Raw genomic sequence first — 24,508 nt, 5'->3', positions numbered from 1 at the left:
AGACGGGCCGAGCACAGTTCAACCAGATTCAGCGCCTACTGGACAAGACAGTGAGGCTGTCGGTGTGATCGACTGAGACCTGGCCCAGCCCGGGACGACACGTCGACCGACGCCTGATCGGCACCGAGCCATCCGCCACTTGCCGGTATCGTGTCACTTTCCCCCGGTCGTATAAGAAACTCGAGTATTCGAAAGACCATTCCAACGAGAGATGTAACCGTCCGTGACCGGTTTTTACTCTCGTCCACACTGAATCAGATCTTGAATAGTGAGGTTACAGATCGAAGAGTTATATCTGGACTTGTAGCGTATATTGATCTTATATCTTGAGTGGTGAGGTCTAAAGGGCGATGATTTTACAAGTGCATATTCGGATAAGATACCTTAGACGGAACAGTAGGATACATTGATACTCCTCGAGCGTGATGGGTTTGTATGGCGGAATCACCGGATACCGAACGCACGTCCGTCAGTACCTATCTGCCTGCGTACCAAAAGGTCGAGTGGGAATCACACGCCGAGGAACTCGGAATGAGTCAAAGCGAGTTCGTCAGAACGATGGTTCAAGCCGGGCGAAAGGGGTTCGACTCCGCGAGCGAGAAGCCTACTTCTGAGGGGTCAGACCCTGGGGGTAACGCCCTCGAGAGACGGGTCCTCGAGTTGCTGTCGACTGACACGTATTCGTGGGACGAGTTGTTGGACGCGGTCAGCGACGACATCGAATCCAGACTCGACGACGCCATCGGCGAGCTCCAGGCTGACAACCGGATTCGATACAGCGGACGCCACGACGGCTACGTTCTCGTCGAGGGTAACGATGGCGACTGAGACGACCCCACAGAACGTAGACGATCCGATCGGGTACTTCCTCGAGGACCAGCGATACCACGGCAAGAGCGAACGAACGCTCGAGGCCTACGAGCGCGTTCTCCGGGCGTTCGAGTCCTTCGCCCGCGAGGAGTTCGCGGTCGATTCCCTCGAGGGCAGTTCTCGCCGGGAGTGTATGGCGTGGGTCCACTCCTTGCGTGGCGAGTACGAGCCGAGCACGATCGCGACCTACGCCTCGTATCTGAACCGGTTTTTCGACTACATGAACCGGGTCGGGGTGTTCGAGTCCAATCCGATGGCGCTGGTCATGGAGGAACTGTCCGAGTCGATCGACTCGAATCCGACCAGACGCGACGTCTCGATCACCGAGATGCGCTCGTTCGTCGGTGCGATCGGCCACCCGCTCGAGCGTGCGGTGGTACTCACGCTCTTGAAAACCGGGATTCGAGTCGGTGAGCTTTGCAATCTAGATCTTCGGGACCTCCATCTCGCGGTCGACGAACTCACGTTCGAGTGGGACGCTCGTACCGAACTCGATCGACGGCCATCGTCGATCTTCGTTTCCTCGGAGCCAACGCGCGGAACCACCGTCAACGGCGAGAACCGAACCGCATCGAACAAACGCAAACGGGATACGGTCGTTCCCGTTGACAACGAACTCGATCGAGCGCTCGTCGAGTGGCTCGCGATCCGCCCCGACTCGATCTCGTCGGCCCGACCGTTGTTCGTCGATACGCAGACGTCGTGGGGCCACCGGCTCACGACCGCCGACGTCCGCTATATCGTCGAGAAACACGCCCGTGAGTTCGGCTGGTACCGGACTGGTGGCGGCACGACCGAGAACGTAACACCACACTACTTCCGCCACTTCTTTACGACGCACTTGCGGGATCGGACGGGTGATCGGGGTGTCGTTCAGTATCTTCGTGGAGACGTCGCGAGCGACGTGATCGACACGTACACCCACGACTGGGGAGACCGCGTGCGGGAGACGTATCTCGAGAGTATTTACTCGATGAGAACCCGCCAATCGTGAGAGATATCCGATCGCATAACCCGATTCCGGTCGAAATTATTCGTCCGATACCCAACCAATAAATCTTATCTCGCTATACTAACCTGGCAGGGTGAACGTTTTGGACCACTGTTCTCCCATCCATCCGACGGCGTATGCGTCGAGCAGTGGGGCAACGACCGCTCGTGTTTGTAAGTATATTTGGTTTCACTAGTGCCGAAACATAACTGGTAAAGATTATATGCGTCGGTGCCAGACTGATCGTATGCCCTTCAGTGACGCTCGTAATCGAAGTGCAGTGAGTCGTCGCGAGGCCCTCCTCACAGCAGGCAGTCTCGGCGGTACGACTGTCGCGGGCTGTTTGGGATCTAATTCTCGCTCAGTAAGCGTTTTGTCAGCCGGTAGCCTCGCACGCACGTTCGAAGATCACGTCGGACCAGCGTTCGAGGAAGAAACCGGTGTCGAGGTTCATGGAGAATATTATGGAGCTAACGCGGTAATGCGAATGGTCGAAGATCGAACGAAACATCCCGACGTCATCGTGAGTGCCGACGCAACTCTTCTCCGAGACCGACTGTACGGCGAGTTTATCGACTGGGACGTCGAATTTGCAGCGAACAGTGTCGGCATCGGATACAACGAGGAGACGGAGTTCGGGCAGAGACTTGATGCCGGTAAACCGTGGTATCAGTTAGCTTTGGAGACGAACGAAGGTGATATTGCGATCGGTGACCCTGATCTCGATCCGCTTGGATATCGTGCCGTTCAGGCGTTCGAGCTGGCAGAAACCGAACACGGTCTCGAGGAGTTCCGGGAGACAATGATGGATCTCGTTTACGAGGAGCCCGAAGAGCCCCAGATGATGGCCGGGGTGGAAGCCGGCTCTCGAGCAGGAGCCATCGTCTATCGCAATATGGCGATCGATCACGGCATGCCGTTCTTCGAGTTTCCCGACGAGTACAACTTTGCAAACCCCGAGTTGGCAGACCACTACGCGACCGTCGAGTTTACCACGGCAGAGGAAGGGTACACCGCCCACGGACGTCCAGTGATATACAACGCAACGGTGAACGGCGGAGCCGACGAACCCGACGCCGGCCACAGACTCGTCCAGTTTCTCATCGACGAATCCGACTTGCTCGTTGATGCGGGGCTGGCGGTCGGAGACAGCTTACCGCGCCCCGAAGGCGACGTTCCGGAGGAGATCGACGTATGAGTCTCACCAAAATTGTTCCAAGCCAGAAGTCCAACCGACTGCCGGAACTACTCGTTCCCGCGCTCTTGGGCGCGCTCCTTCTCGTCTACTTTGCAATCCCGTTCGTCGCGTTTCTAGCTCGGAGTGGGCCAGCAAACGTTGTCGCGGGGTTGTCCTCACCGGAAGCACAACGAGCGATTCACAACTCGCTGATAACCGCCCCAATTTCGACACTGATCGCGGCCGTTTTCGGCATCCCACTCGCCTACGTCCTCGCTCGAACGTCGTTCGTCGGGAAGCGATTCGTCGAGGCGCTCGTGATCTTACCGCTCGTCGTCCCGCCTGTCGTCGGTGGTGCAATGATTCTTACTGCCGTCGGACGCTTTACTCCGATCGGTTCCGCTGTGGCAACCCTTGGCATCTCACTCACCGATAGTTTGATCGGCGTCGTTCTCGCACAGACGTTCGTCGCCGCTCCGTTCGTGATTATCACCGCCCGTGCCGGGTTTGGCGCGATCGACGAACGGTTAGAGCAGGCCTCTCGCTCGCTCGGTTACGGCCCGCTTTCGACGTTCTGGAACGTCTCACTGCCACTCGCTCGTGGGGCAATCGTCGCGGGGATCATCCTCACCTTCGCACGAGCAATCGGCGAGTTCGGCGCGACGATGATGGTCGCGTACAATCCACGGACGATGCCGACCCGGATATGGGTCGACTTCATCGCAGGTGGTATCGATTCGATCGTGCCGCTTGCACTCGCATTACTCGGAATTACGCTCGCGGTCCTTGCAGCAGTTCAACGGTTCGGACGCGTACCGACGGTGATCGATCAATGATCCTCGAACTCGATCAGTTGACACACCGATACGGTGATGAACTGGCAGTCGACGACGTCTCGTTCGGACTCGACGAGGGCGAACTCGTCGCCGTGCTCGGTCCGAGTGGTTGTGGAAAGACGACCCTCGTCCAGGCAATCGCCGGTCACGTCCAGCCGACGGCGGGACGGGTTGTACTCCGTGACCGAGACGTGACTGGTGAACCTCCCGAAGATCGTCATGTCGGGATCGTCTTTCAGCAATCGACGCTCTATCCCCACATGACCGTCAACGAGAACGTCGCCTACGGTCTCGCTGCTCGTGGTATCGAACCGACTCAGCGGGATAAACGAGTACGTGAATATCTCGAGTTAGTTGCTCTCTCCGAGAAACGGGATGCCCATCCCTCGGAGCTGAGCGGCGGCCAACGACGCCGGGTCGAAGTAGCCCGAGCACTGGCCCCACAACCAGACGTGTTGTTACTCGACGAGCCGCTATCGGCACTCGATCGACAGCTACGTGAGCGACTGCGAGACGAAATCGCCCGAATTCAGGCTGAAACAGGCGTGACGACCCTATTCGTCACCCACGATCAGGAGGAGGCAATGGCGCTTGCCGATCGACTCATCGTCATGAACGATGGTCGTGTTTCCGGTTCTGGAGCCCCTCGAGTGTTGTACGAATCACCGCCGACCCCGTTCGTAGCGTCGTTTCTCGGGCGATCGAACACGTTCCCGGCGACAGTCGTTTCTCAGTTTCCACCCGTCCTTCGAGTAGGTGATCGGACGTTTAGCCTCCCCAGCGGGACGATTACCGCGTCTGAAGGGACGGCCGTTACGTGTCACGTCCGTCCGGACAGGCTCTCCGTGTCGGATCCCGATGCAACTGACACCGGTTCTGCCCTGTCACTCCCCGGCGAAGTCGTGTCTATCGCGGACGTTGGCCGCCGATACGACGTGAGGATCCAGGCCGAAACTGGGTCCCAGTTCGTAGTGGAGACGATGGAACGTCCACCAGTATCCGGTGAGGCGGTCACGGTCGAGCTGCCACGAGATCGAATAACGATATTCGAGTCCGCGACTCACGACAGTCGAGAATCGACTCCCCGGTCCGACACCGAAAAATACGATGACTGAGACCACCTCGGAAGGGGAAAACACCCCGTGAACTCGTTTCCGTGACCACACCGGCGAACACGGGTTTACGGTTCGACTGCTAGTTTCGTCTCGAGATCGGGTCCGTTCAGGACGGCACGGACTGCCTCGGCGGTTTCGGTGACTTCCGGTGTCGTCTCGAGTAACACCGTCTCGCTCGGGAAAAGCTGTTCGCCCAGCAACAGTCCGTGGTCGCGGGCAGTCGAACCCGTCACCGTCAGATAGATGCCAACCCCAGTTTCGGCGATCGCCGCCTCCTCCTCTCGGCCGTTTTCGGGATATCGGAAGTCGATACCCTCGAGCGTTTGCGTGCCGAGGACGGCCCGAACGAGGCGTTCGTATCGCGGTTCGATACACAGGGGACCGTCGTAGGATTCGACAAACGCACGATCGAGCGCTGACCCGGACGACGCGACCGCCGGCGTCGCCATCAGCGTGTGATAGACGGTGTCACCGAGACCCGTTACGACGCGAACGTCAGACTCGGCAGGATCGATCCGGGCGTTGACGTCGGCGATCCGATCGAGTGGCTCCGGGCGAAGTTCAACGACCTCCTCGAGAACGAGGTCGGCGCTGTCGAACCCGAGTGCAAACTCGTGAGTGCGAAGCGCGCGAAACGGTTCCTCGCGGCCGACAAGTTGAACGTCAGTTCCGTTCGGAACGCCGTCGATACCGTCGACCGGGAGAGTGACGCTGTCGAAGACGATCCGTCGGGGTTTCCCCGCGCGGTCGTCACGGACGAGCGTGTACTCGGGTGCCGTCGGATCCGAGACGGTACTGTACTCGGCGAGACGCTGGTAGACGTCTTCCTCGTCTGGTGTCAGATTCCCCTTCGTGAGGGCCTTCTCGTGTCGGAGCGTCGAAGAGATCTCGTCGGCGAGTTTCGCCACGTCGAGTCGACGAGAGAGCCGATTGAGTACCGACTCGAGGGGACGGCCTTTTCGAGGAACGGCGATCGGAATCGTCTCGCCCATCGGGGGAATTTCGGACGGCGGCGGATAAACGAGTTGTGTTTCGACCGCGTCGGTCAGTTCTCCGAGAACATCGAACCGAGCTGGTCGCGCCAGTCCTGGATCGCCGTCACGTCCGCGCGAACGTCTTCGAGGTCGTCTTCGACGGTTTCGAGCGTTTCCCCGAGATCGTCGACGTCCTCTTCGACGGATCCCAACCCGGTTTCGAGGTCGTCGACGTCCTCTTCGACCGCTTCGACGGTCCCCTCCAGATCGTCGACCTCACCCGACACGCTCGAGACGTCGGTTTCGACGTCGGTCACGTCGCGTTTGACGTCGTCGACCGTCGCGTCGAGTTCGGCGATGGCGCCTTCCAGGTCTTCGAGACCCGATTCGAGGTCGTCTTCGACGGAGCGTACGTCCGCCTCTACCGAATCGAGCCCGTCTCCGAGCGATTCGAGTTCCGATTCGGTTGATTCGGCACGCTCGTCGAGCGTTTCGACGTCGCCTTCGAGGTCGGTCGTCCACTCGGTGAGCGTCTCGAGTTCGGATTCGACGTCGCCGACCTGGCTTTCGGTTCGGTCGAGTCGGTTCCCCATCGTATGGAGTTCCTCGTCGAACTCGGCGACTTCGTTTCGAAGGCTCTCGATGATCTCCGCTCCCGTTCCGTGTTCGCCGATGAACTCCTCGAGCGCGCCTGCGTAGGCGGCGACCTCCTCGACCCGTGACTGGAGGTGGTCGATTTTCACCTGTTCGAGGTTCGACGGTTCGATCTCGAGTTCGGACCGGAGTACCGAAAGATCGTCGTCGTCGACGGATCCGTCACGGAGCTCGGCCGCGAGTTGTGCGCTGAGCGATTCGGCGGTCGGGACGTCGACCGAAACGTCGGCTTCACCGGGGTCCGTGGGCGATTCTTCCAGGGGATCCGCGTCGGATTCGCTCGGCTCGGTCTCGTCGACCTCGTCGGGTTCGGCGTCGACATCCGCGTCGGCCTCCTCTGGTTCGACATCCGTGTCGACTTCCACTGATTCAGCGTCCACGTCGGTTTCGGCATCCGCGTCGTCTTCGGCTTCTTCGTCGTCGGTATCAGCGGGTTTGGTCTCGAGTTCGATCGGGTCCGCGCCGTCGTCTTCGGATTCGACGTCGGCGTCTTCGGGTTCGACGCCAACGTCAGGTTCCGCATCTTCGTCGTCGCTTTCCTCAAGGTCGGACGTCTCGTCCTCGAGTTCGAGTTCGACGTCCGAGTCTGGTTCGGTATCGGATTCGACGCCCGCATCGTCTTCGTCGTCCTCGCTGCCCAGACCGAGCGTAATCTCCGGTTCGTCCTCGGAGTCGGCCGGTTCGGACGATTCCTCGGGCTCCGGGATCTCTTCCTCGCCGAAGTCGAGATCGATGTCGGGCGTGTCGTCGGGCTCTTCTTCCTCGTCCGGAGTCTCGACGGGTTCGGTGTCGACATCGCCGAGGTCGAGATCCAGATCGAGATCCTCGTCGTCGGCGTCGTCGTCGGTTTCCTCGTTCTCGAGACCCGGAACGGAGTCCGCGTCACCGGAGAGCATGTCCTTTACTGGCTGATTCCGGTCTTCCGAGACGATGCTGTCGATGACGCTGTCGTCAACCTCCTCGCGATCGTCGGACTCGCCGTCTTCCTCGGAGCTCACTTCGACGATCGCCGGCTCGGTCAGAAACTGCGCCGCAGATTGGTCGTCGTCGACTCGAATGCCGTAGACGGTTACGAGTTGTTCCGCTGGCTCGAGCGAGCAACTGAACTCGACGTGGTTGTCCTGGAACGCGGTCCACTCGTCGCTGTGGTAGTCGGGGTGAAAGCCGACTTTGTCCATCGGAAACGATTCGGGAATGTCCTCGGAGAGTCGAAACGTCACCTGTTCGTCGCGATCCGATTCGATCTCGAAGCGGATCGCCGGGACGGGAAACTCGTCCGCCGTGAACGATTTCTGGACGGTCAACCCGTCCGAACTGACCTCGATCACGTCGTCCGTGTCGGCGGTGCTACTCATGGCCACAACGTTACCTCACCACTACTATAAATGGTACGGACAGTATCACATATGAGTCAGTACCGCTCGTTGAATCGAATTACTCGAGGTCGATCCGATCACCGATCTCGACGACATCGACTCGACCCGGGTGCTCGAAACTCTTTGCGTGGTGGTGGAGGACTTTCGGATCGGACGTGAGCCCACGCCACATGTCCCAGTGACTCGGTACGAGTCGATTCAGTTGCAGGTCGCTTGCGGCCTCGACGATCTGGTTTTCGTCGCTGTACCAGCGGGTTCGTTTCGGCTCGCCCGTCTCCTTGTCCGGAATCCGACCGACGGTTCCGAACGCGAGGATGCCGACGTCGATGTCGTACTCGCCACCGATACGTTCGAACTCCTCGCTGGGCTTCGTATCGCCGCCGTGGAAGACGGTTCCGGCGTCGTGTTCGAAGACGTAGCTGAGGGGGTGAGTCGCGTCCGGATCGTACGCGTCCTCGACGTGGACGGTGAACTCGCCGACCTCGAGGGAGTCTCCCTCTGTGAGTTCGACGAACTGGTCGGCGTCGAGGTCCCACTCCTCGAGCCACTGTTCGTCTTCTCGGGCGACTGCGAGGCTGTCGTCGGCACCGTAGAACGTCGCACCCGTGTTCTCGAGGATCGGTGCCTGACTCGGTCCGTGGACGTGATCGGTGTGTTCGTGGGTCGCGAAAACGGCCTCGGCCTCCTCGACGTCTTCTGGGTCGAACGGAACGGGAATCATTCGAACGGTTCGGGGTGGGTCGCCGAGACCGACGTACGGGTCGACGTAGATCGTGGTTCCCTCACGCCCCTTGAGAACGAACCCGTTACAGCCGAGATACCAGACCGCCACCCCTTCCGGGGAGGCCTCTTCAACGTCGCGAACGAGCCAATCGCCCCAATCGCTTGTTATTTTGGGCATACAGGAGGTGCGCGGACCGCCAGGGTAAATGTTGTTGTCTTCGAGTCCATCACGGTCGAAACCGTTGTGACTTCTCCGGCTTACCCGTCTTCGAGGTCGTCGACGACGGCTTCGATCATCCTGGTTTCGACGATCGGATGATCCGTCGTGACGACGTCACCAGGTGCCGTGGAACGTGTCAAACGAGAGGTTCTCGAGCGGTTCGTTTCCGACGGCGATTTCGTACTCGCCGGGGGTGAGCATGGGTTTGTGGAACTGTGGTCCGTCGTCGGTCGTGATCCGTGGACAGCCGGTGTTGACGAACGCGTCCATATCGAAGTTGCGCAGACGATCGGGCGTCACTTCGTCCATCGTAATGAGGTAGGCGTCGTCGTTCTCCTCGAGGATCTCCTGGGCCTGATCCCACCGGCCCTGTCCGATCTTGGTACAGAAGATGACGCCCCACTTCTCGGCGTCCATCGCCCGGTGGACCGCGCCGAATCGCTGTTTCATGAACTTCTCCGTGTCGGCGACGGTGACGACGTTGTTGACCGGATCGGCGATGACGACGTGTTTCTCGGGGTGTTCCATCGCCAGCCCGAGTGGGTGAAACTTCCCGCCACCGACGTAGAGGACCTGGTCGGCAGGTACGTCCGCGCTCGCGTAATTACAGCCCAGTACTTGCCCTTCGTGAGTGAGTCGGTCGTCGCCACGGCGGCTGTGAACCTCGTAGCCACGCTCCTCTAAGAACTCGGTCATCTCCTCGTAACGGTTCATGTGCTGGGCCGTCGTCACGAGGCCGACGCCCTCGGTTTCCTCCGGCGGCTCTAAGGTCTCGAGTGCCTCTTCCATGATCGGGAGGACCTCGACGTTCGAGAACAGCGGCACGTAGATCACCTTGTCCGTGTTCTTCATCGGCGAGTGGCCGAAGTGGACGAACACGTCGGTGCGTTTCATCAGGTAGGTGTCGAGGTCACACGCACCGTAGCAGGGTTGTCCCGAGAGCATGAACGTCACGTCCTCGCCGACGAGCGAGCGAAGATCGTCGGCGACCGACGGGCCGCGACGCTTGAGTCCCTCGGGAAACTGCAGGCCGACCTTGGACGCGTCGCGTTCTTCGATCGCGTCGACGATCCGCTCGAGTTCGTAGTTCCACTCGCGGTCGTGTTTCAACTGCATCCCGGTGTTGCGGAGGTCTCCCTCAGTGTACCCAGACTCCTGGCTCATTGAGCGTGCTAACCGCCACGGACGTATAACGGCGGCGTTTTACCGACATATCGGGGTTGGTCCATCGATCTGACGGGGCAGGGATCGACTGTTTTCGAGCGGCTGGCGAGGGATAATTTCAACCCAACAGTGATAGTACTGGAGTGTAAACGGAGGATTAATGGCAGCGGAATCGCCCGAAAACGGTTATCTATTCGACCTCTACCGTCGATACATCGGCGAACCGGAAGACCGGACCGACGTCTACCTCGGCTTCGGTCTGTTCATCGGTGGAATCGCACTGGCAGCGGTCGCACTGGTGTTGTTCCTCTGGAGTAATACGTTAGAGCCGCGCACCACGGAGCACGTCAGGTGGGCACAGCCGGCGTACGCGATCGTGATGGCTGCTCTCCCGATAACGATGCTCGGTATCGTCGTCTTGCTTCCCAGCGAGCGTCGGGTCCGCTATGCGTCCGTCGGTGCTGTCGCAGTGACGTTCGCCGCCATCGTCGGCTTCCTGATCGCGTACCCTTACGACTGGTACGGCGTCGGAAACGATTACACCGCCGAAGTCGTCGCCGTCTACGCCGTCGGCATGGCCGGGCTCACCGCCTCGACCGGCGCGGCGCTGATCGCTCACTATCTCGATATGGCCCGTGCGGCCGACCGCGTCGACGCCGAGGACGACGAATCCGACGAGTCCGACGATGAGTCGTACTCCGACGAGGAGATCCGCCGTGACATCGACCAGGCGATGGACGGCGTCGAACTCTCGTGGGGTGGCGTCGAGAAGACCGAACACAGTCGCCTGACGTTCTCCGAAGACGAGTTCGACGACATCGACGTGGACGTCCAGGCCAAGACGACGCGCTCGAGCGGAGTCGACTCGCAGGTCGCCGGTCTCAAGGGGCTCAAAGGCGGGGAGACGAAGACGACTACCTCGAGTTCGACCGTCGACGACCAGACCGCAAAGCTGCGAGAGCTCCGTGAGGAGCAACAGGCTAACGAAGCATCGTCGTCGGCAACCGAATCCGAATCCGCCGTCTCGAGTCTGCTCGATCGTATCCGGACCCTTCTCACCAGAAATTAAGACGGTATTATCTTGGTAAATATTATATTGTTCTCGGATCTTTTCAAATAGAATTAAGGCACATAGATTTATAATCCGTCGGCCACCTTGGCCAACTATGGCCAAAGGCCTAGACGTTGGAACGATGAACATCCTGTCAGCACAGCAGGATGGGAACGATACGGTTTTCGTGCAACAGCGTAACTCCTTCGTAGAGATCGAGTACTCGGATATGGCCGAGCAGATGCTCTCGCGAAGCGAAGTCCTTCACATCCGCAAAGACGACAAGGTGTACGTCGTCGGCGACGACGCCCTCAACTTCGCGAACATCTTCAACAAGGAGACGCGGCGTCCGATGAAACACGGGATCCTCTCGAACGACGAGAAGAGCGCGATCCCGATGATGAAACTCATCATCGAACAGGTCGTCGGCGAGCCCGGCTATCCGGACGAGAAACTGTACTTCTCGACGCCCGCTGATCCGATCGACTCCGACCTTTCGACGCTCTACCACCAGAAGACGATCGAGTCCTTCCTGAACGACATGGGCTACGACGCCGAGCCGATCAACGAGGGGATGTCCGTCATCTACAGCGAACTCGCGGACAACAACTTCACCGGTCTCGGCATCTCCTTCGGTGCGGGGATGACGAACGTTTGTCTCGCCTACTACGCGGTCCCCGTCATGAAGTTCTCCGTCGCCCGCGGTGGCGACTGGGTCGACGAGCAGGCCGCTCGCGCGACCGGGACGCCCGTCGACAAAGTCACGTCGATCAAAGAGGACGATTTCGAACTCGACTTCACCACCGACGTTGGCGGCGTCGAAGGCGCAGTGTCGATCTACTACGAGAACCTGCTCGATTACGTCATCGAGAACATCGTCTCCGAAGTCGACGAGGAGGACGTCGAAGAAGGTCTCGACGTTCCGGTCGTCGTCACCGGCGGTACCTCGAGTCCGGACGGGTTCGAGGCGCTGTTCCGCGACCATCTTGAGGACGCGAACATCCCGTTCTCGATCAGCGGCGTCTCTCACGCGAGCGAACCGCTGTACAGCGTCGCACGCGGTGGACTCGTTGCCGCACGGTCCGACGAGGACGTCGACCAGGACGAAGACGAGGCGGAAGCGGCCGCTGCGAGCGAGTAACGCGTCACTTCTTTCCGTTTCTTTGGACGGGTAGAGCCGACTACGTCTCGTAGAATCGGTTGAACGCGTCCTGCCAGGATTCGCGCTCGTCCGGTGCGCTCTCGTGTTCGACTGGAATGTCGGCGTACGCACAGCGCGGACAGGAGATCGTGGTCACGTCTCCGAGGGCGAGGCGCTCGAGTGGTGCCTGGCACCGAGGACACTCGTCCATACCGAAACGTCTCACGGACGGCCCTTAACTCTATTCGAACGTGTCGTGAAAGATACTATTCACGCCCTATCGGAGTGCAACGAACATTTCTGGGTGATTACCACTGTGCATTTACAAAGGTTTTTGTATGCAACTCATGTATGTGGTGGTGATGAGTACGACCCCGTCTTCCGAGTTCGCACCGACGATCGACCGCTGTCAACCGGCCGATGCGACGCCGGTCTCACTCGAGGCGACGGCCCTCGAGTCGACGGCACCCGAATACCTCCGTGATCTCAAACGCGAGTTCGCGACGGAGGGACTCGTTCCCGCGGACCTGTCGGTCGAGGCGTGTTTCGACGATGACTGTTCGCTCGCCACTCAAGAGGAGATCGACCGGATTCGAAGCTACGTTCGCGCGGGAGCGTTCCTCGGCGTCGGATCGGTCTCTGTCACCGTCGCCGACGTCACAAATCCGGAGAAGGTCCGGCCGGCGCTCGCCGCCTGTGCCGAACGGGCGGAACGCGAAGGCGTCGTGCTGGACCTAGAAACACCGGTTTCACTCGAGAACTGAGCGAACGGAATGGCGGGACTCTCGCGGCGACAGCTGGCTCGCACGCTCGAGTCGGTCGACGATTTTGCCGATCCTTCGGTCGAACTCGAACAGTACCTCACACCACCCGAACTCGCTGCCCACCTCACCCACCTGGCGAGCCTGCAGGGTGACCTCGAGCGGCCGGTGATCGATCTCGGCACCGGGACGGGGATGCTCGCGATCGCGGCGTCGCTTGCGAGCGCCGGACGCGTGATCGGAATCGACGTCGACGCCGATGCGCTCGCACTAGCCAGGCGAAATGCCACAGCCATCGATATCGGAGGTCGCTCGGCTCGGGGCATCGACTGGCTTCGGGGAGACGTTACACGACACCCGTTTTCGATCGCCGACGCGACGGTGGTCTCGAATCCTCCGTTCGGCGCACAGCGGGGGAACCGCCACGCAGATCGGGCGTTCCTCGAGACCGCTCGAGCGGTCGCGGACGTCTCCTATACGATTCACAACGAGGGAAGTCAAGAGTTCGTCGAGTCGTTCGCGGCCGACAAGGGTGGTGACGTGACCCACGCGTTCCGGGCGTCGTTTTCGATCGACCGCCGGTTCGAGTTCCACACCGCAGATCGAGAGACGCTCGAGGCGGAGGTCTTTCGGATCGAGTGGGACGGGTAGTCCACTATCGCTCGTTCGACGACTCACAGTCCACTTTCGCCCCGCTCGGATCGCCTTTTTGTAACTATCTGAGGATCGATAAGATATGGGAGAACTCTCGGAATTCATCGCCGATGCACACGAGAACGGCTACGCAACCACCGATCCGGATGCCGGTGAGGAGCGACAGGGGAAGGTCATTACCGACGGGCGAGGCAACTGGCAGTACCGGGATACCTACCACGGATCCGAGGCATTCGTCGGCCCCGAAGTCGTCTTCTTCGACGACGAACCCGTATGCGGGATGAGCTTCTACGGGGACCTGGCGACCTCGAGCGATTCGAGGGCGAGGGACGAATTCGGACGAACGGACGACCATCTACGTCGGAACGTTCGTCGGCGGCCGCGTCGACCGACCGGTCCGTTGTACCGACCTACCGGCGCACAGACACGAGCCAGAGACGAACTCTCGCCTAATCATCGAGGTGTTCGATCCGCGTGTATCGGCCGGCCCGCCAGCCGGTAACGACCGCGACGACCGTTCCGAGCCCGATCGCGAGGACGAGCCCGGCGGCGTACACTGCTGGCGGCGTATGCAGCAGGTTCTCGAAGCCGACGACCGACGCCGAGAGGTGGTTGAGCCCCGCGACGATCGGCGGCGTCGCAGCGAGTCCCAGGAGGCCGCCCAGCACGCCGATCGCGAGCCCCTGCGCGCCGATCGTCCCCGCGAGCACCCATCGGGAGAGGCCGAGCGCCCGAAGCGCCGCGAGTTCGGTCCGCTGGTGGTAGGTGACGAGCGCGAAGAGGTTGACCGTCAGGACGGTGCCGCCGACGATCGCGAGGCCGACGAGCGTCGCACCGCTCGCCATCACGATCGGCCGCTCCGCCGCCATCGCTCCGATCTGTTCGTCGCTCGTGCGAACGTCGTACTCGGGGTACTCCGTTGCGATGTCGTCGCGAACGGCGTCTCGATCGGCGTCGGCGGTGACGTTCGCCGTGATGAACGTCGCCCTGTCGGTTCCGGTCGTCCCGGCCAGCGCCTGAAGGTCGACGAGCGGGAGCGCCGCCGTCTCGGAGCCGAGAAACTGTGAGTAGTACGACGACGTTCCGACGACGGTGAACTCCTCTCCCGGTGCCGTCTCCTGGCTGGCCCCGACGTAGATCGTGTCGCCGGGGGAGACGCCGAGTTCCGACGCGACCGCCGGATCGAGGACGATCTCCTCGGTCGTCGGATCGGTGGATCGGCCGCCCTCGAAGGCCTCCTCAGGCGTCCGGAACCCGCCCCCTTCCTGAAAGTCGAACCCCTCGTGCGTTCGTTGTACACCGACCGCGGGAGTCCGCTCGAGTTCGTCGGGATCGGTGCCGAGATACACCTCGTGCATCCCGATGGGCGACGCGCCGGTGACGTCGCCGCGTTCGGAAACCTCGTTGGCGATCTCGTGTGACCCCACGATCGAGTTTTCCGCGGGACCGGTCGAGGCGTCGACGGGATCACCGCTGATCCAGATGTCCCGCCCGGCCGTGTCGAGTCCCTCTTCACCGGCGCCGACCACGCCAGCACCGAGACTCCCCAGCAGCGTGACGGACAACACCGCGATCCCGACCGCGAGAATTGCGAGCAGCGTCCGTCCCGGAGATCGCCGTAACTGCGCCAGTGCGATCCCAGCGACCGCTCGCGCCCTGACCAGCGGTCTGGCGCGGATCACCGACTCACCTCCTCTAGGACGGACGTCCGACTCGCGACGGCGAGGGGGTACGGAACGGCGATTAGCGTGGCGAGAAGTGCAACTCCGACGGCGTACGGCACGAAAAGTGGGTGAGTGGTGGCGACCGCGCTACCAGCGACGACGTTCACCACGCGGATGCCGACGAACCCCAGCGCGGCGCCGAGGAGTGCACCACACATCGCGGTCGTCACCGTCGAGAGCGCGACGATCCCGAGTCGACCACTCGCGGGGACGCCGACCGACTCGAGGACGGCGAGAGCCGTACGATCGTGATCGACGTTCATGCCGGCGGTAGTCGCGACGAACGAGGCACAGATCGCGATGCCGACGACGAGCGCGAGCAGCCCGGTCGCAAGCGCGAGGCCGTCGTCGAACAGCGCGGACGGGCCGCCGTTGCCGACCGGCCCGACGGCTGCGTTCGGATAGGCGTCGGCTGCAGCGGACGCTGCGGCGTCGGGCTCACCCCACACGAGGATCGTATCCGCGAGTTCGTCATCTCCGCTCCCGGCGAACGTCTGCAACTCGCTCAGGTGGACGAGTGCGACCGGAACGTCGGATTCGGAGTCGCCATCCTCGCCCTCGACGGAGGTAACGGTCAGCGGGGGGTGCGTCGATTCCCCCTCGAGGTGTGCCCCAGGAACGCCGAGTTCGTCGCCCTCCTCGGCGTCGAGTCGGTCCGCCGCTGGCTCGGAGAGGACGACGTCGCCCGTCGGCACCCCGTCGTACGATCCGTCGGCGTAGTGGGGATCTCCTGGCTCGAGGCCGTCGGTCGGGACGCCCGCAACCGTCCGTGACTCTCCATCGGGGACGACGCCGACGAGGAGAACGGGTCCGTGATCGCTCCCATCGCCCGTCTCGAGCCGTCCCGTCTCGACGAGGACGGGCGAGGCGTGGTCGACGCCGTCTTGCTCTCTGATCGTAGCTGATCGCTGGCTGGTCTCCCCGAGTCGCGGCTCCTCGACGCCGTCGATGCTCGAGAAGGTCCCGCCGTCTTCGGGCGCGATCCGGACGTCGGCGTCGGTATCCTCCGCGACGCCGCCGGCGAGTGCGAGTGCAACCCCGGTGAGGACGACCAGCAGCGCGATCGTCAGCGCTACCGCAGTGACCGTCGCGATCGTCCGACGCGGACCGGTTCGCGTCGCGCGATTCCGAAGCCGGACGAGCGAGAGTTCGGTGAGTCCGCGCCACCGCTCGCGGCGACTCCCTCCCCGATCAGCCTCCATCCGACATCACCGACCCGTCGCGAAGCGTCACCACGCGATCGGTGATCGCGAGCGTGTCGTCGTCGTGGGAGGCGACCACCACCGCCCGGTCGCTGCCGACGTCGGTCAACAACTCGAGGACGGTCGAGCCGGTTTCGGTGTCCAGTTCGCCAGTCGGCTCGTCGGCGACGATTACGTCGGGATCAGTCGCGAGCGCTCTCGCGATGGCGACGCGCTGGCACTCGCCACCGCTCAACTCGCTTGGCAAGTGGGTTGCTCGTCCAGAGAGGCCGACGTCAGAGAGCAGCGTCGTTGCGCGTTCACGCCGTGTCGATCTCGGAACGCCGGCCTGGACGAGCGGAAGTGCGACGTTCGCACGAGCGGAAAGCGACGGCAGGAGGTGAAATCGCTGGAAGACGATCCCCACGTGTCGACGCCGGAGTCGGGTTCGTTCGTGGTCCGACAGCCGAGTGATGTCGGTTCCGAGTATCTCGACGCTCCCCGCCGTCGGCACGAGCAGGCCCGCAATCGCGTGAAGGATCGTCGACTTTCCGCTCCCGCTTGGCCCCTCGAGACCGACGGTCTCACCCGAGTCACACGTAAGCGCCACGTCCCGGAGTGCGATCACCGTCGGATCTCGATCCGCGTCCAGACGCCCGCCGGCCGACCCGTAGCTGTGGGTGACCCCGTCGAGACGGACGGCGGTGTTCGCATCACTATCCCCGCCCGTCTGCGAATCCCTCGCGGACGACCGCCGTAGTACTCGTTGGATCATCGTCCAGTCTCGACCTGGCCGGTACCTCGAGGGGACGAGCCATTGTTTCAGGCCGGCTTCCGACCGTAGTCGGAACGTTAACCGTTGCCGGATCGGTTCGTTGTGCTGGCGCTACCACCGGCGCTCGCCCCGGTTCACCGAAACGTCCACGTACACCGACCGTTCGGAAGCCGTGTTCGTCACACACCGGTCCGACCGGCTGTACGTCCGTTGGACGTGCCGGTCCAGCGAGGAAAGGGCTGGGCGTAAGGGTCGGCGACGACCGCCTGATCGAAGCGTTTCTTCACTCTCGGCTCGAGACGCTTCCCGTCGGTTCCACCACGAGGAGAAGAAACGACCGCGTTCTGTCCGATCACTCGTAGGTTTCCGCGCTCGCGACCGCGACTTCCGTCCCGTTCGAGACCGCGTACACCGTCTCGTTGTGGCGGTCGAACGTCAGTCCCCCCGCGTCGACCGACTCGTTTTCGTCCGGAACCTGTGCCGTCGAGACGTCGCCCGTCTCGAGGGACTCCACCGACAGACGGAACGCGCCGTCGTCGGGAACGATCGACACGGTTCTGTCGTCGATCAACACGTCGGCCTGGGAGCTCTCCGATTCGTAGACGTGTCGTGGCTGGTCGCCGTCTTGCCACAGCCAGACCTGGTAGACGGTGTCGTTACCGACCGGTTCCCACCCCTCCCGTTCGACGTGGACCGTTTCCCGCCACCCAGGGCCGCCGACCGTGATCGTCTCCGATCCGGAGAACGCGAGCCGTTGGCTCGTCACCGCCTCGATCCAGGCGTGTCGTTCCGTACTCGAGACGACGACGCCACTCGCCGTGAGTCCGGCGTCGTCTTCGACCGCCTCGATGCCGATCCCCGAGACGAGTTCGTGGTCGGCCTCCTCGACGTACTCGACGGTGTAATCTTCGACCTCGACGGTCGCCCGGTCGGCGTCGGCATCGTCTTCGAGGACGAGAACGTTAAACGGGATCGCCACCCCTGCAAGCACCGCGAGGACGAGGAAGACGGCGACGAAACCGACCTGCCGACTCCCCGGTCCCGTCTGCCGACCGACCTCGCTACGGCGGCCGCCGGTCGCGATGTCGCACACTCGAGCGAGGCGATCGACCGTCGAACCGTGCTCTCCCTCCGACTCCGACTCGAGCCCTCGAAGTCGGTCGAGCGGCGTGGCAAGGCCTCGACCGTCGGTCGAGCCGTGACCGTGGGAATGCTCACTCGAGGAGAGAACGTCTGGGAGCGTGCGTTCGAGCCGTTCCGGAACGACGGTCCGATCGGTGTTGGAGACGGCCAGCGTGATCACGATCGCGAGCGTCGCGACGATCACCACGCCCGGTCCCCGAAAGAGGAGGTACGTGTTCCCTTCTCCGAACCAGTAGATCTGCCAGAGCCCCTTCGAGAACGCATAGAGGAGGACGGCGATCCAGACGCGAAACGCGGTGGGACGACCGCCACGGCGCTCGAGCAAGGCGAGTGCGAGCACGAGTCCGATGAAAAAGCCGAGGGCGTGGCCCTGGATCGCGACGTCGGCCCACGAGGGCGACGAGGGGGGACTCGGCTGGGCGACGTAGACCAGAATCGGGTCCCGGATCGAGTTGTAGATGGTCACCAGCGCGCCCTGGAGGCCGATCGTCGCGACGAGCGTCGGGATCGGGTACCGAGCGATCGCGAAGCCGGCGAACGCGTAGACGAGTCCGGAGAAGCCGATCACGGGACCGAGAGCGAACAGGCTCGTGAGGATTCCGATAGCGGCGACGGCGAGCGGAAAGATCACCACTGCGCGAATCCACGGGTTCGCCCGCCAGGAAGGAACGTCGCCGTCGGGGTAGTGTCCCCACGCGTACTCGGCGATGGGGGCGACGACGGCCGCCGCGATCAGATTCCCAAGCAGGTGGCCGAAACTGGCGTGGGAGAACGACGAGGTGACGATCCCGAGCGGATAGAAGTACGACCAGGCCCGGTAGGGGATCGTAACGGGGTCGTAGAGATCGGTAACCCCGTCCTGAACGAACAGATACACGCAGACGACCCCCGCGAGGACGACGAGTGTCCCCCACGGCACGCCGTAATGGAGTCTCGCTCGAGCGACGTCCCAAAACCGCCGGTCCGTGCTCTCGAGGCGAGCGACGACTGCGACGGAACCCAGCAAGACCGCCAGGACGAACACCGTGAGGACGGCCGAGAGCATACCCGGTACTGTCGAGCGAAGTCGTATAGTGATTGCTTTCGATCACGGAACCGGCCCCGAACCCGCACAGAGACGCCTTCGAAAGGTACAAGCGGTCGACGAACGGAACGTCTAACATGGAACTCCGGGTCACCGAGAGCAGCGAGAACGAACTCTCGATCGAGATCGCCGGCGAGGATCACACGTTCATGAACGTCCTCAAAGGGACGCTCCTCGAGCACGACGACGTGAGTGCAGCGACCTACGACGTGAACCCGGAACAGTCGGGTGGGCAGACGGAACCGATTCTGACGATTAAGACCGAAGGCGGCGTCGACCCGCTCAACGCCCTCGAGGAGGCCGCAGTCGACGTCGGCGAGAAGGCTGTCGCGTTCCGCAACGCGTTCGAAGCCGCGGCCTAACAGGCCACGTAGTAGACGTAGACGTCGCCGTCCGGCCCGACGTGGAGGTCGACCCCCTCGGAGTCGGATCCAGTTCTCACCGCGTCGCCGATCTCCGACTCGAGTAGTCCGTCCGCGACCGCCTCGGCCAGAGCGCCCTCGTCGTCGAACGCCGAAATTGGTCCGTCGGCGAGCGGTAGCTGCCCGCCGGTCGGTCTCGTCGCACACTCCGCCCCGAAGTCGTCGGGCTGGACGCCGTCGGGACGTTCGTCCTCGTAGTCGATCATCACGAACGCACGGTTCATGTACTCTGCGTAGCCCGCCAGTCCGTCGTCGTACGCTCGCGAGTCCGCGTCGATCGCCGCCCGTTCGGCCTCGAGTCGCTCGTGGATCTCGCCTTCGGTCGCCTCGAGGTCAATGCCAGCGGCGTCGGCTCCCTCGCCGGGGGCGTCTGGTGGAGACGGCGCGCCGATTCCCGGCAGGATCGACGCCGGAATAATCCCCGTCGCGAACAGGAGCGCGACGACGCCGATGACCGCGAACGCCGGAATGTACGGCTTTGCGACCTCGAGCCAGCTCGGCGTCTCGAGTTCGTCGTCGACGTCGTCGTAAGTCTGTTCGATCTTCTCGAGGTCGTGGTTGTGACACCGCGAACAGGGCGGGTTGTTTCGCACGTGATCGCGGCCACAGTCGGTACACCGCCAGACGTAGGTCGTGCCGGTGTCGACGGTTTTGCCCGACGAGCTCGCAGGCTTCTCGTCCGCTCGGACGACCGCCTTCTCGAAGGAGTTGTGCCCGCAGCTATCGCATGGTGGGTCGTTCTCCTCGTGTGGTTTCCCACACCACGAACACCGCCACTTCACAGAGTAATGGGTCGACCGTGACGGTATAAGCGTATTGAATATCGGAGCGAACTCCGTTCCCACCTTTTTCTGCTCGGGTTCGCTTTTCTCACGGCTTCGCCGTTCGCATCCGCGGTTCTCACTCACTCCGTTCGCTCCGAACCGCACATCGCTCACCATCGCGCAAAAATCTGTCCGGCGAGAGCTCCGCTCTCGCTGATCTTCGCTCACTACGTTCGCAAAGGGACCAAAAAGAGGCTCGCTCGTTCTTCGCTCGCGGTACTACAGCCGAACCGGCACGCCGCGCTCGTCCAAGTACTCCTTCGTCTCCTCGATCGAGTACTCGTCGAAGTGGAAGATCGAAGCCGCGAGTCCGGCGTCGGCGTTCGCTTCGGTGAAGACGTCGTACATGTCTTCGGGGCTGCCACAGCCCGAGGAGGCAATGACCGGCGTGTCGACGACGTCACAGACCGCACTCGTCAGTGGCAGGTCGTAGCCGTCTTTGGTCCCGTCCTTGTCGATGGAGTTGACGAACAGTTCGCCCGCACCGCGGGACTCGGCCTCGGCCGCCCACTCGAGGACGTCGATGCCGGTCCCCTCGCGGCCGCCTTTCTTGGTGCACTCGAACCAGCAGGATTCACCGTCGATCTCGACGTAGTGTTCGCCGCCCTCGTCGTACCGGCGTCGGGCGTCGACGCTGATGACGATACACTGGCTACCGAACGCGCGAGCTCCCTGGTTGACGAGTTCGGGCCGCTCGAGCGCCCCGGTCGTGATCGAGACCTTGTCCGCGCCGGCCCGGAGAGTCTCTTTGATGTCGTCGGTCGTGCGGATGCCGCCGCCGACGGTCAGCGGGATGAACACCTCGTCGGCGACGTCGCGGACGACGTCGAGCATCGTCTCTCGCCCCTCCGCCGAGGCGGTGATGTCGAGGAAGACGAACTCGTCGGCCCCGGACTCGTTGTACGCTTTGGCCATCTCGACCGGGTCGCCGGTGTATTTGAGGTCCTCGAAGTGAACGCCCGTATAGACCGCCGGATTCCCGTCGTCGTCGAGATCGACGTCGATACACGGGATGATTCGTTTGGTCAGCACCATTTCCTACGCGTCCGTTCGCACCGGGGATAGTAAAGGCGAGTGGATCGTGCAACGATCGTCGGCGGATCGATCAGCGGGCCCGTCCCAGACATGGCCGCGGCGGACGACCGCCTCGGGGCGAACGACGGCTCGAGTCGGCGACACCGACACCGCCAGACGGCGAAACGGAAGAGTCGACACCGTCAGACGGCGAAACGGAAGACGATGACTCGAGTCGGTACGCGGTGACTATTACTCGAATCGGTGAGACGCCTTCGTCACTCGAGCAGCCGTTCGCGGACCGCCGCGGCGGCGTCAGAAAGCGCGTCGAACCGGGCCCGCAGGCAGGCGTACTCGCTGTACTCGTCGCTTACCGACACCTGCCGGTCGGGATCGCGATCGGCGTCTCGCTGAATCCGGTCGTCGGTCCACTCGAATGTCTGGAGCGTCTCGGCGAGTCGGGCCGAGGCGAGCGAGGGCGTCGTGAACTCCGCCATTGCGGACTCCGCCGCGGCGATGGCGGCTTCCCGTTCGGCCCGCACCTCGTCGATCGACTCCGGCGTCTCGAGGTCGCCGTCCTCGAACCGATCGCGGACGGTTCGGAAGGTGCGGTACTCCTGTTCGAATCGGATCGCGGCCGCGAGACCCGTCCCCAGGCGGCCGTCCTCGCGGGCGTCGATCATCCGATCCCGCGCGTCGTACACCGGGCGAACGGCGTCCCAGATCAACGTCTGCGGGAATCCCATCTCGAGTTCGCCGTCGACGAGTTCGTCGAGCCAGTCCTGCTCGCCCTGATCGGGGAGATCGACCCCGTCCGCGGCGTCGATCGAGACCGCGAGTGCGTCCGAAAAGACTGGCTCGAGGTCGACGCCGTCGACGTCCGCGTCGTATCGGTCGGCCAGGTGATCCCAGGCGTGGACCGTCGCCTCGACGAACTCGACGTCGCCCGCACTCTCACCGAGGTCGACGACGTTCGTGTGTTCGGTCACCCGCCAGCGATCGACGGTTCGCCGAGCGGAAGCCAGGTCGTCCTCGCGGTCGGCGGCGACGAGCGCCCCACGGAGCCGTCCGTCGTCGGTATCGTCGCCGCGGTACTCGAGCCCCTCGAGGCGGTCGTCGACGGTCGATTGGGCCTCGTCGCACTCGGCGGCAAGGTCGTCGAGGTCGGGGTCCGCGTCGACGGCCGAGAGCGTTACGGCTGCCCCTCGAGCGGACTCGCGTGCCCTGGGGACGGCGACCCGGAGCGCACGGTAGCTCGACTCCGGGGGCTCGAGTGCGTCCGAACGGTCGTCCGTCGCGCTCTCCCGTCGCCGATCGATCGACTCGCGAACGACGCCGTTGGGGACCGTCTCGACGGGGACCGGATCGGGAACGTCGGCGAGCAGGTCGTCGACGCGCTCGATCCCGCGCCCGATGACGTCGTCGTCGGGTTCGATCGGCACCGGTCGATCGGCTTCCGGCCGGGATTGCTCGAGGATTGGATCGATTTCCGACGGAGAGAAGCGGGTCGGGCCGTCGTCCCCACCGATCGAAGTCTCGTTACAACCGGCGACGGCGGCCATCGACGTGGCGGCGACTCCGGCGAGGAATCGCCGCCGGCTCGCGACCGGTCGGTCCGTCATGGCTCGCCTCCGGTCGCTCCGTCGGTGGTTTCGTCCGCCGATCCGTTCGTCTCGGACGCTCCGTCCAGCGAGTCGCGGACCGTCGGTGGACACGACATGCTCTCGCTGCTCGAGCGACTCGAGGGGGAATCCTCGTACGCACGCTGGACCCGGAAGAACAACGCCTCCATCACCTCGCGATCCGCTTTGCAGCGCGTCGTCGGGCTCTTCAGCGTCCGACAGTACTCCGTTCGGAAATTGTCGTCTCTCGCCTGCACGCTCAGCACGCGGCGTTCGTAACAGTCCTCGATCGTCCGCTGTACGACGACGACGGACTCGGTCTCGAAGTCAGTCTCCTCGATGAACGCCCGCGCCTCCGGTTCGTCTGGCGAATTGATCACGAGGTCGGCGGCGTCGTCGCCGTCGAGGAGAAACTGTGGGCCGCGTCGCGAGAGTTTCGCGTGACGATCGTCGTCGTCCGGCGGATCGTCGCTCGGATAGACGATCGCCTCGGCGTCGTCCGACCGAAGCGTGAGCAGGTCGTACTCGTCCGAGGGTGTCGGATCCGTCCCCACACCCTCGGTCGCGTTGTGCTCGGCAGTCGTGGTTTCACCGACGTCGGTTCCCGTACAGCCGGCGACCAGCGCCGTGAGGGATCCGACTCCGCAGGCTATCAGCCGGCGGCGGGTGCATTCGCTGGAGGGCATTCACAGCGAATTGTTGGTCCGCCAGTAAATACTCTCTGGATCGACGACTGGTTTTCGGATCGTCGCTGGCACGAATGGAGACCCGGGGGGCCGACTGCGCAGCGAACAGTATAAGGTCTCGAGTCGGCAAGGGCCGAATATGGCAGACGATACCGAACACACGGACGACGATACGGCCGCAGACGTCGGTCACGACCTGGAGGCCGAACGGACGACCGCACCGATGAGCGAGTACACCGCGCGGGACGTCGGCGTCGGCATCGCTATCTTTCTGGTCGGTACGGTGATCGCGTTCGGGATACCTCTCCTGTCGCTTGGCTTATAAG

The 24,508-nt window shown here is 62.8% G+C and carries 26 protein-coding genes; 13 read left to right on the top strand and 13 right to left on the bottom strand.

The annotated features are described in order from the left end of the window. Positions 1-435: 435 nt before the first annotated feature. From FYC77_RS15290 to FYC77_RS15270, 5 genes are all read left to right on the top strand, one after another. Entirely contained in the window at positions 436-828 is a 393-nt protein-coding gene (locus tag FYC77_RS15290; protein WP_149082366.1) for a DUF5805 domain-containing protein, read from the top strand. Further along, a complete protein-coding gene (locus FYC77_RS15285) occupies positions 818-1,864 on the top strand; it encodes a tyrosine-type recombinase/integrase (protein ID WP_149082365.1) in 1,047 nt (348 codons plus the stop codon). The genes FYC77_RS15290 and FYC77_RS15285 overlap by 11 nt, the downstream gene beginning before the upstream one ends. A 244-nt stretch (positions 1,865-2,108) precedes the next feature. Beyond that, positions 2,109-3,059: an extracellular solute-binding protein gene (locus tag FYC77_RS15280; RefSeq protein WP_149082364.1), complete on the top strand. Its 951-nt coding sequence runs from the start codon at positions 2,109-2,111 to the stop codon at positions 3,057-3,059. Further along, positions 3,056-3,874 carry an ABC transporter permease gene (locus FYC77_RS15275; RefSeq protein WP_149082363.1) on the top strand — a complete coding sequence of 273 codons (819 nt, stop codon included), beginning with the start codon at positions 3,056-3,058 and terminating at the stop codon, positions 3,872-3,874. The genes FYC77_RS15280 and FYC77_RS15275 overlap by 4 nt, the downstream gene beginning before the upstream one ends. After that, positions 3,871-4,989, top strand: a complete 1,119-nt coding sequence (locus tag FYC77_RS15270) for an ABC transporter ATP-binding protein (protein ID WP_149082362.1) — start codon at positions 3,871-3,873, stop codon at positions 4,987-4,989. Before FYC77_RS15275 ends, FYC77_RS15270 begins: the two co-directional genes overlap by 4 nt. A gap of 65 nt (positions 4,990-5,054) precedes the next feature. On the opposite strand, the gene FYC77_RS15265 is transcribed toward FYC77_RS15270, so the two are convergent. From FYC77_RS15265 to dph2, 4 genes are all read right to left on the bottom strand, one after another. Next, entirely contained in the window at positions 5,055-5,981 is a 927-nt protein-coding gene (locus tag FYC77_RS15265; protein WP_149082361.1) for a hypothetical protein, read from the bottom strand. A gap of 53 nt (positions 5,982-6,034) precedes the next feature. Further along, entirely contained in the window at positions 6,035-7,972 is a 1,938-nt protein-coding gene (locus FYC77_RS15260; protein ID WP_149082360.1) for an AAA family ATPase, read from the bottom strand. 79 nt (positions 7,973-8,051) lie between these two features. Beyond that, complete coding sequence (locus FYC77_RS15255) at positions 8,052-8,894, bottom strand: MBL fold metallo-hydrolase (RefSeq protein ID WP_149082359.1); 843 nt, start codon at positions 8,892-8,894, stop codon at positions 8,052-8,054. Positions 8,895-9,050: 156 nt separating this feature from the next. Beyond that, positions 9,051-10,100 (bottom strand): diphthamide biosynthesis enzyme Dph2, encoded by a 1,050-nt coding sequence (dph2, locus tag FYC77_RS15250; protein WP_149082358.1) that lies wholly within the window; start codon positions 10,098-10,100, stop codon positions 9,051-9,053. A gap of 160 nt (positions 10,101-10,260) precedes the next feature. Here dph2 and FYC77_RS15245 point away from each other — a divergent pair, with 160 nt between their 5' ends. Next, positions 10,261-11,169, top strand: a complete 909-nt coding sequence (locus FYC77_RS15245) for a DUF7139 domain-containing protein (protein ID WP_149082357.1) — start codon at positions 10,261-10,263, stop codon at positions 11,167-11,169. Positions 11,170-11,266: 97 nt separating this feature from the next. Then, entirely contained in the window at positions 11,267-12,292 is a 1,026-nt protein-coding gene (locus FYC77_RS15240) for a disk-shape morphogenesis protein volactin (protein ID WP_149082356.1), read from the top strand. A 40-nt stretch (positions 12,293-12,332) separates the two neighbouring features. Here FYC77_RS15240 and FYC77_RS15235 read toward each other — a convergent pair whose 3' ends face one another. Continuing rightward, entirely contained in the window at positions 12,333-12,503 is a 171-nt protein-coding gene (locus FYC77_RS15235; protein WP_149082355.1) for a zf-TFIIB domain-containing protein, read from the bottom strand. A 151-nt stretch (positions 12,504-12,654) separates the two neighbouring features. Between FYC77_RS15235 and FYC77_RS15230 the strand changes: the two genes are divergently transcribed. The 3 genes from FYC77_RS15230 (at position 12,655) to FYC77_RS20530 (ending at position 14,209) form a co-directional block, all read left to right on the top strand. Then, positions 12,655-13,056, top strand: coding sequence for a hypothetical protein (locus tag FYC77_RS15230; protein ID WP_149082354.1), 402 nt, complete (start codon positions 12,655-12,657; stop codon positions 13,054-13,056). Between the two features lie 9 nt (positions 13,057-13,065). Then, positions 13,066-13,704, top strand: a complete 639-nt coding sequence (locus FYC77_RS15225; RefSeq protein WP_149082353.1) for an METTL5 family protein — start codon at positions 13,066-13,068, stop codon at positions 13,702-13,704. 85 nt (positions 13,705-13,789) lie between these two features. Then, on the top strand, positions 13,790-14,209 hold the full coding sequence (locus tag FYC77_RS20530) for a DUF5680 domain-containing protein (protein WP_202911849.1): 420 nt from the start codon (positions 13,790-13,792) through the stop codon (positions 14,207-14,209). On the opposite strand, the gene FYC77_RS15215 is transcribed toward FYC77_RS20530, so the two are convergent. The 4 genes from FYC77_RS15215 to FYC77_RS15200 form a co-directional block, all read right to left on the bottom strand. Continuing rightward, entirely contained in the window at positions 14,157-15,389 is a 1,233-nt protein-coding gene (locus FYC77_RS15215; RefSeq protein WP_394349025.1) for an ABC transporter permease, read from the bottom strand. The two genes, FYC77_RS20530 and FYC77_RS15215, sit on opposite strands and share 53 nt — an antisense overlap. Then, complete coding sequence (locus tag FYC77_RS15210) at positions 15,386-16,633, bottom strand: FtsX-like permease family protein (protein WP_149082352.1); 1,248 nt, start codon at positions 16,631-16,633, stop codon at positions 15,386-15,388. Before FYC77_RS15210 ends, FYC77_RS15215 begins: the two co-directional genes overlap by 4 nt. Then, positions 16,623-17,387, bottom strand: a complete 765-nt coding sequence (locus tag FYC77_RS15205; protein WP_149082351.1) for an ABC transporter ATP-binding protein — start codon at positions 17,385-17,387, stop codon at positions 16,623-16,625. Before FYC77_RS15205 ends, FYC77_RS15210 begins: the two co-directional genes overlap by 11 nt. Before the next feature lie 352 nt (positions 17,388-17,739). Beyond that, positions 17,740-19,575 carry a rhomboid family intramembrane serine protease gene (locus FYC77_RS15200; RefSeq protein WP_149082350.1) on the bottom strand — a complete coding sequence of 612 codons (1,836 nt, stop codon included), beginning with the start codon at positions 19,573-19,575 and terminating at the stop codon, positions 17,740-17,742. Between the two features lie 116 nt (positions 19,576-19,691). Here FYC77_RS15200 and FYC77_RS15195 point away from each other — a divergent pair, with 116 nt between their 5' ends. Beyond that, positions 19,692-19,976: a DNA-directed RNA polymerase subunit L gene (locus tag FYC77_RS15195; protein ID WP_149082349.1), complete on the top strand. Its 285-nt coding sequence runs from the start codon at positions 19,692-19,694 to the stop codon at positions 19,974-19,976. Here FYC77_RS15195 and FYC77_RS15190 read toward each other — a convergent pair. Beyond that, a complete protein-coding gene (locus tag FYC77_RS15190) occupies positions 19,973-20,818 on the bottom strand; it encodes a hypothetical protein (RefSeq protein ID WP_149082348.1) in 846 nt (281 codons plus the stop codon). The genes FYC77_RS15195 and FYC77_RS15190 overlap by 4 nt on opposite strands. A 261-nt stretch (positions 20,819-21,079) precedes the next feature. Then, entirely contained in the window at positions 21,080-21,895 is an 816-nt protein-coding gene (gene hisF / locus FYC77_RS15185) for an imidazole glycerol phosphate synthase subunit HisF (RefSeq protein ID WP_149082347.1), read from the bottom strand. Between the two features lie 39 nt (positions 21,896-21,934). Here hisF and FYC77_RS15180 point away from each other — a divergent pair, with 39 nt between their 5' ends. After that, positions 21,935-22,123 carry a hypothetical protein gene (locus FYC77_RS15180; RefSeq protein WP_149082346.1) on the top strand — a complete coding sequence of 63 codons (189 nt, stop codon included), beginning with the start codon at positions 21,935-21,937 and terminating at the stop codon, positions 22,121-22,123. A gap of 29 nt (positions 22,124-22,152) precedes the next feature. Here FYC77_RS15180 and FYC77_RS15175 read toward each other — a convergent pair whose 3' ends face one another. Next, on the bottom strand, positions 22,153-23,496 hold the full coding sequence (locus tag FYC77_RS15175) for a hypothetical protein (RefSeq protein WP_149082345.1): 1,344 nt from the start codon (positions 23,494-23,496) through the stop codon (positions 22,153-22,155). Further along, positions 23,493-24,182, bottom strand: a complete 690-nt coding sequence (locus FYC77_RS15170) for a hypothetical protein (RefSeq protein ID WP_238386976.1) — start codon at positions 24,180-24,182, stop codon at positions 23,493-23,495. The genes FYC77_RS15175 and FYC77_RS15170 overlap by 4 nt, the downstream gene beginning before the upstream one ends. Positions 24,183-24,321: 139 nt before the next feature. Between FYC77_RS15170 and FYC77_RS15165 the strand changes: the two genes are divergently transcribed. After that, complete coding sequence (locus tag FYC77_RS15165; RefSeq protein ID WP_149082344.1) at positions 24,322-24,507, top strand: DUF7550 family protein; 186 nt, start codon at positions 24,322-24,324, stop codon at positions 24,505-24,507. Position 24,508: the final 1 nt, after the last annotated feature.

The sequence above is a fragment of the Natrialba swarupiae genome, assembly GCF_008245225.1.
In the GTDB taxonomy this organism is placed as follows: Archaea; Halobacteriota; Halobacteria; order Halobacteriales; family Natrialbaceae; genus Natrarchaeobius; species Natrarchaeobius swarupiae.
Note: the sequence above shows the minus strand (reverse complement) of the source record. Positions and strands in the feature narration are given on the sequence as shown.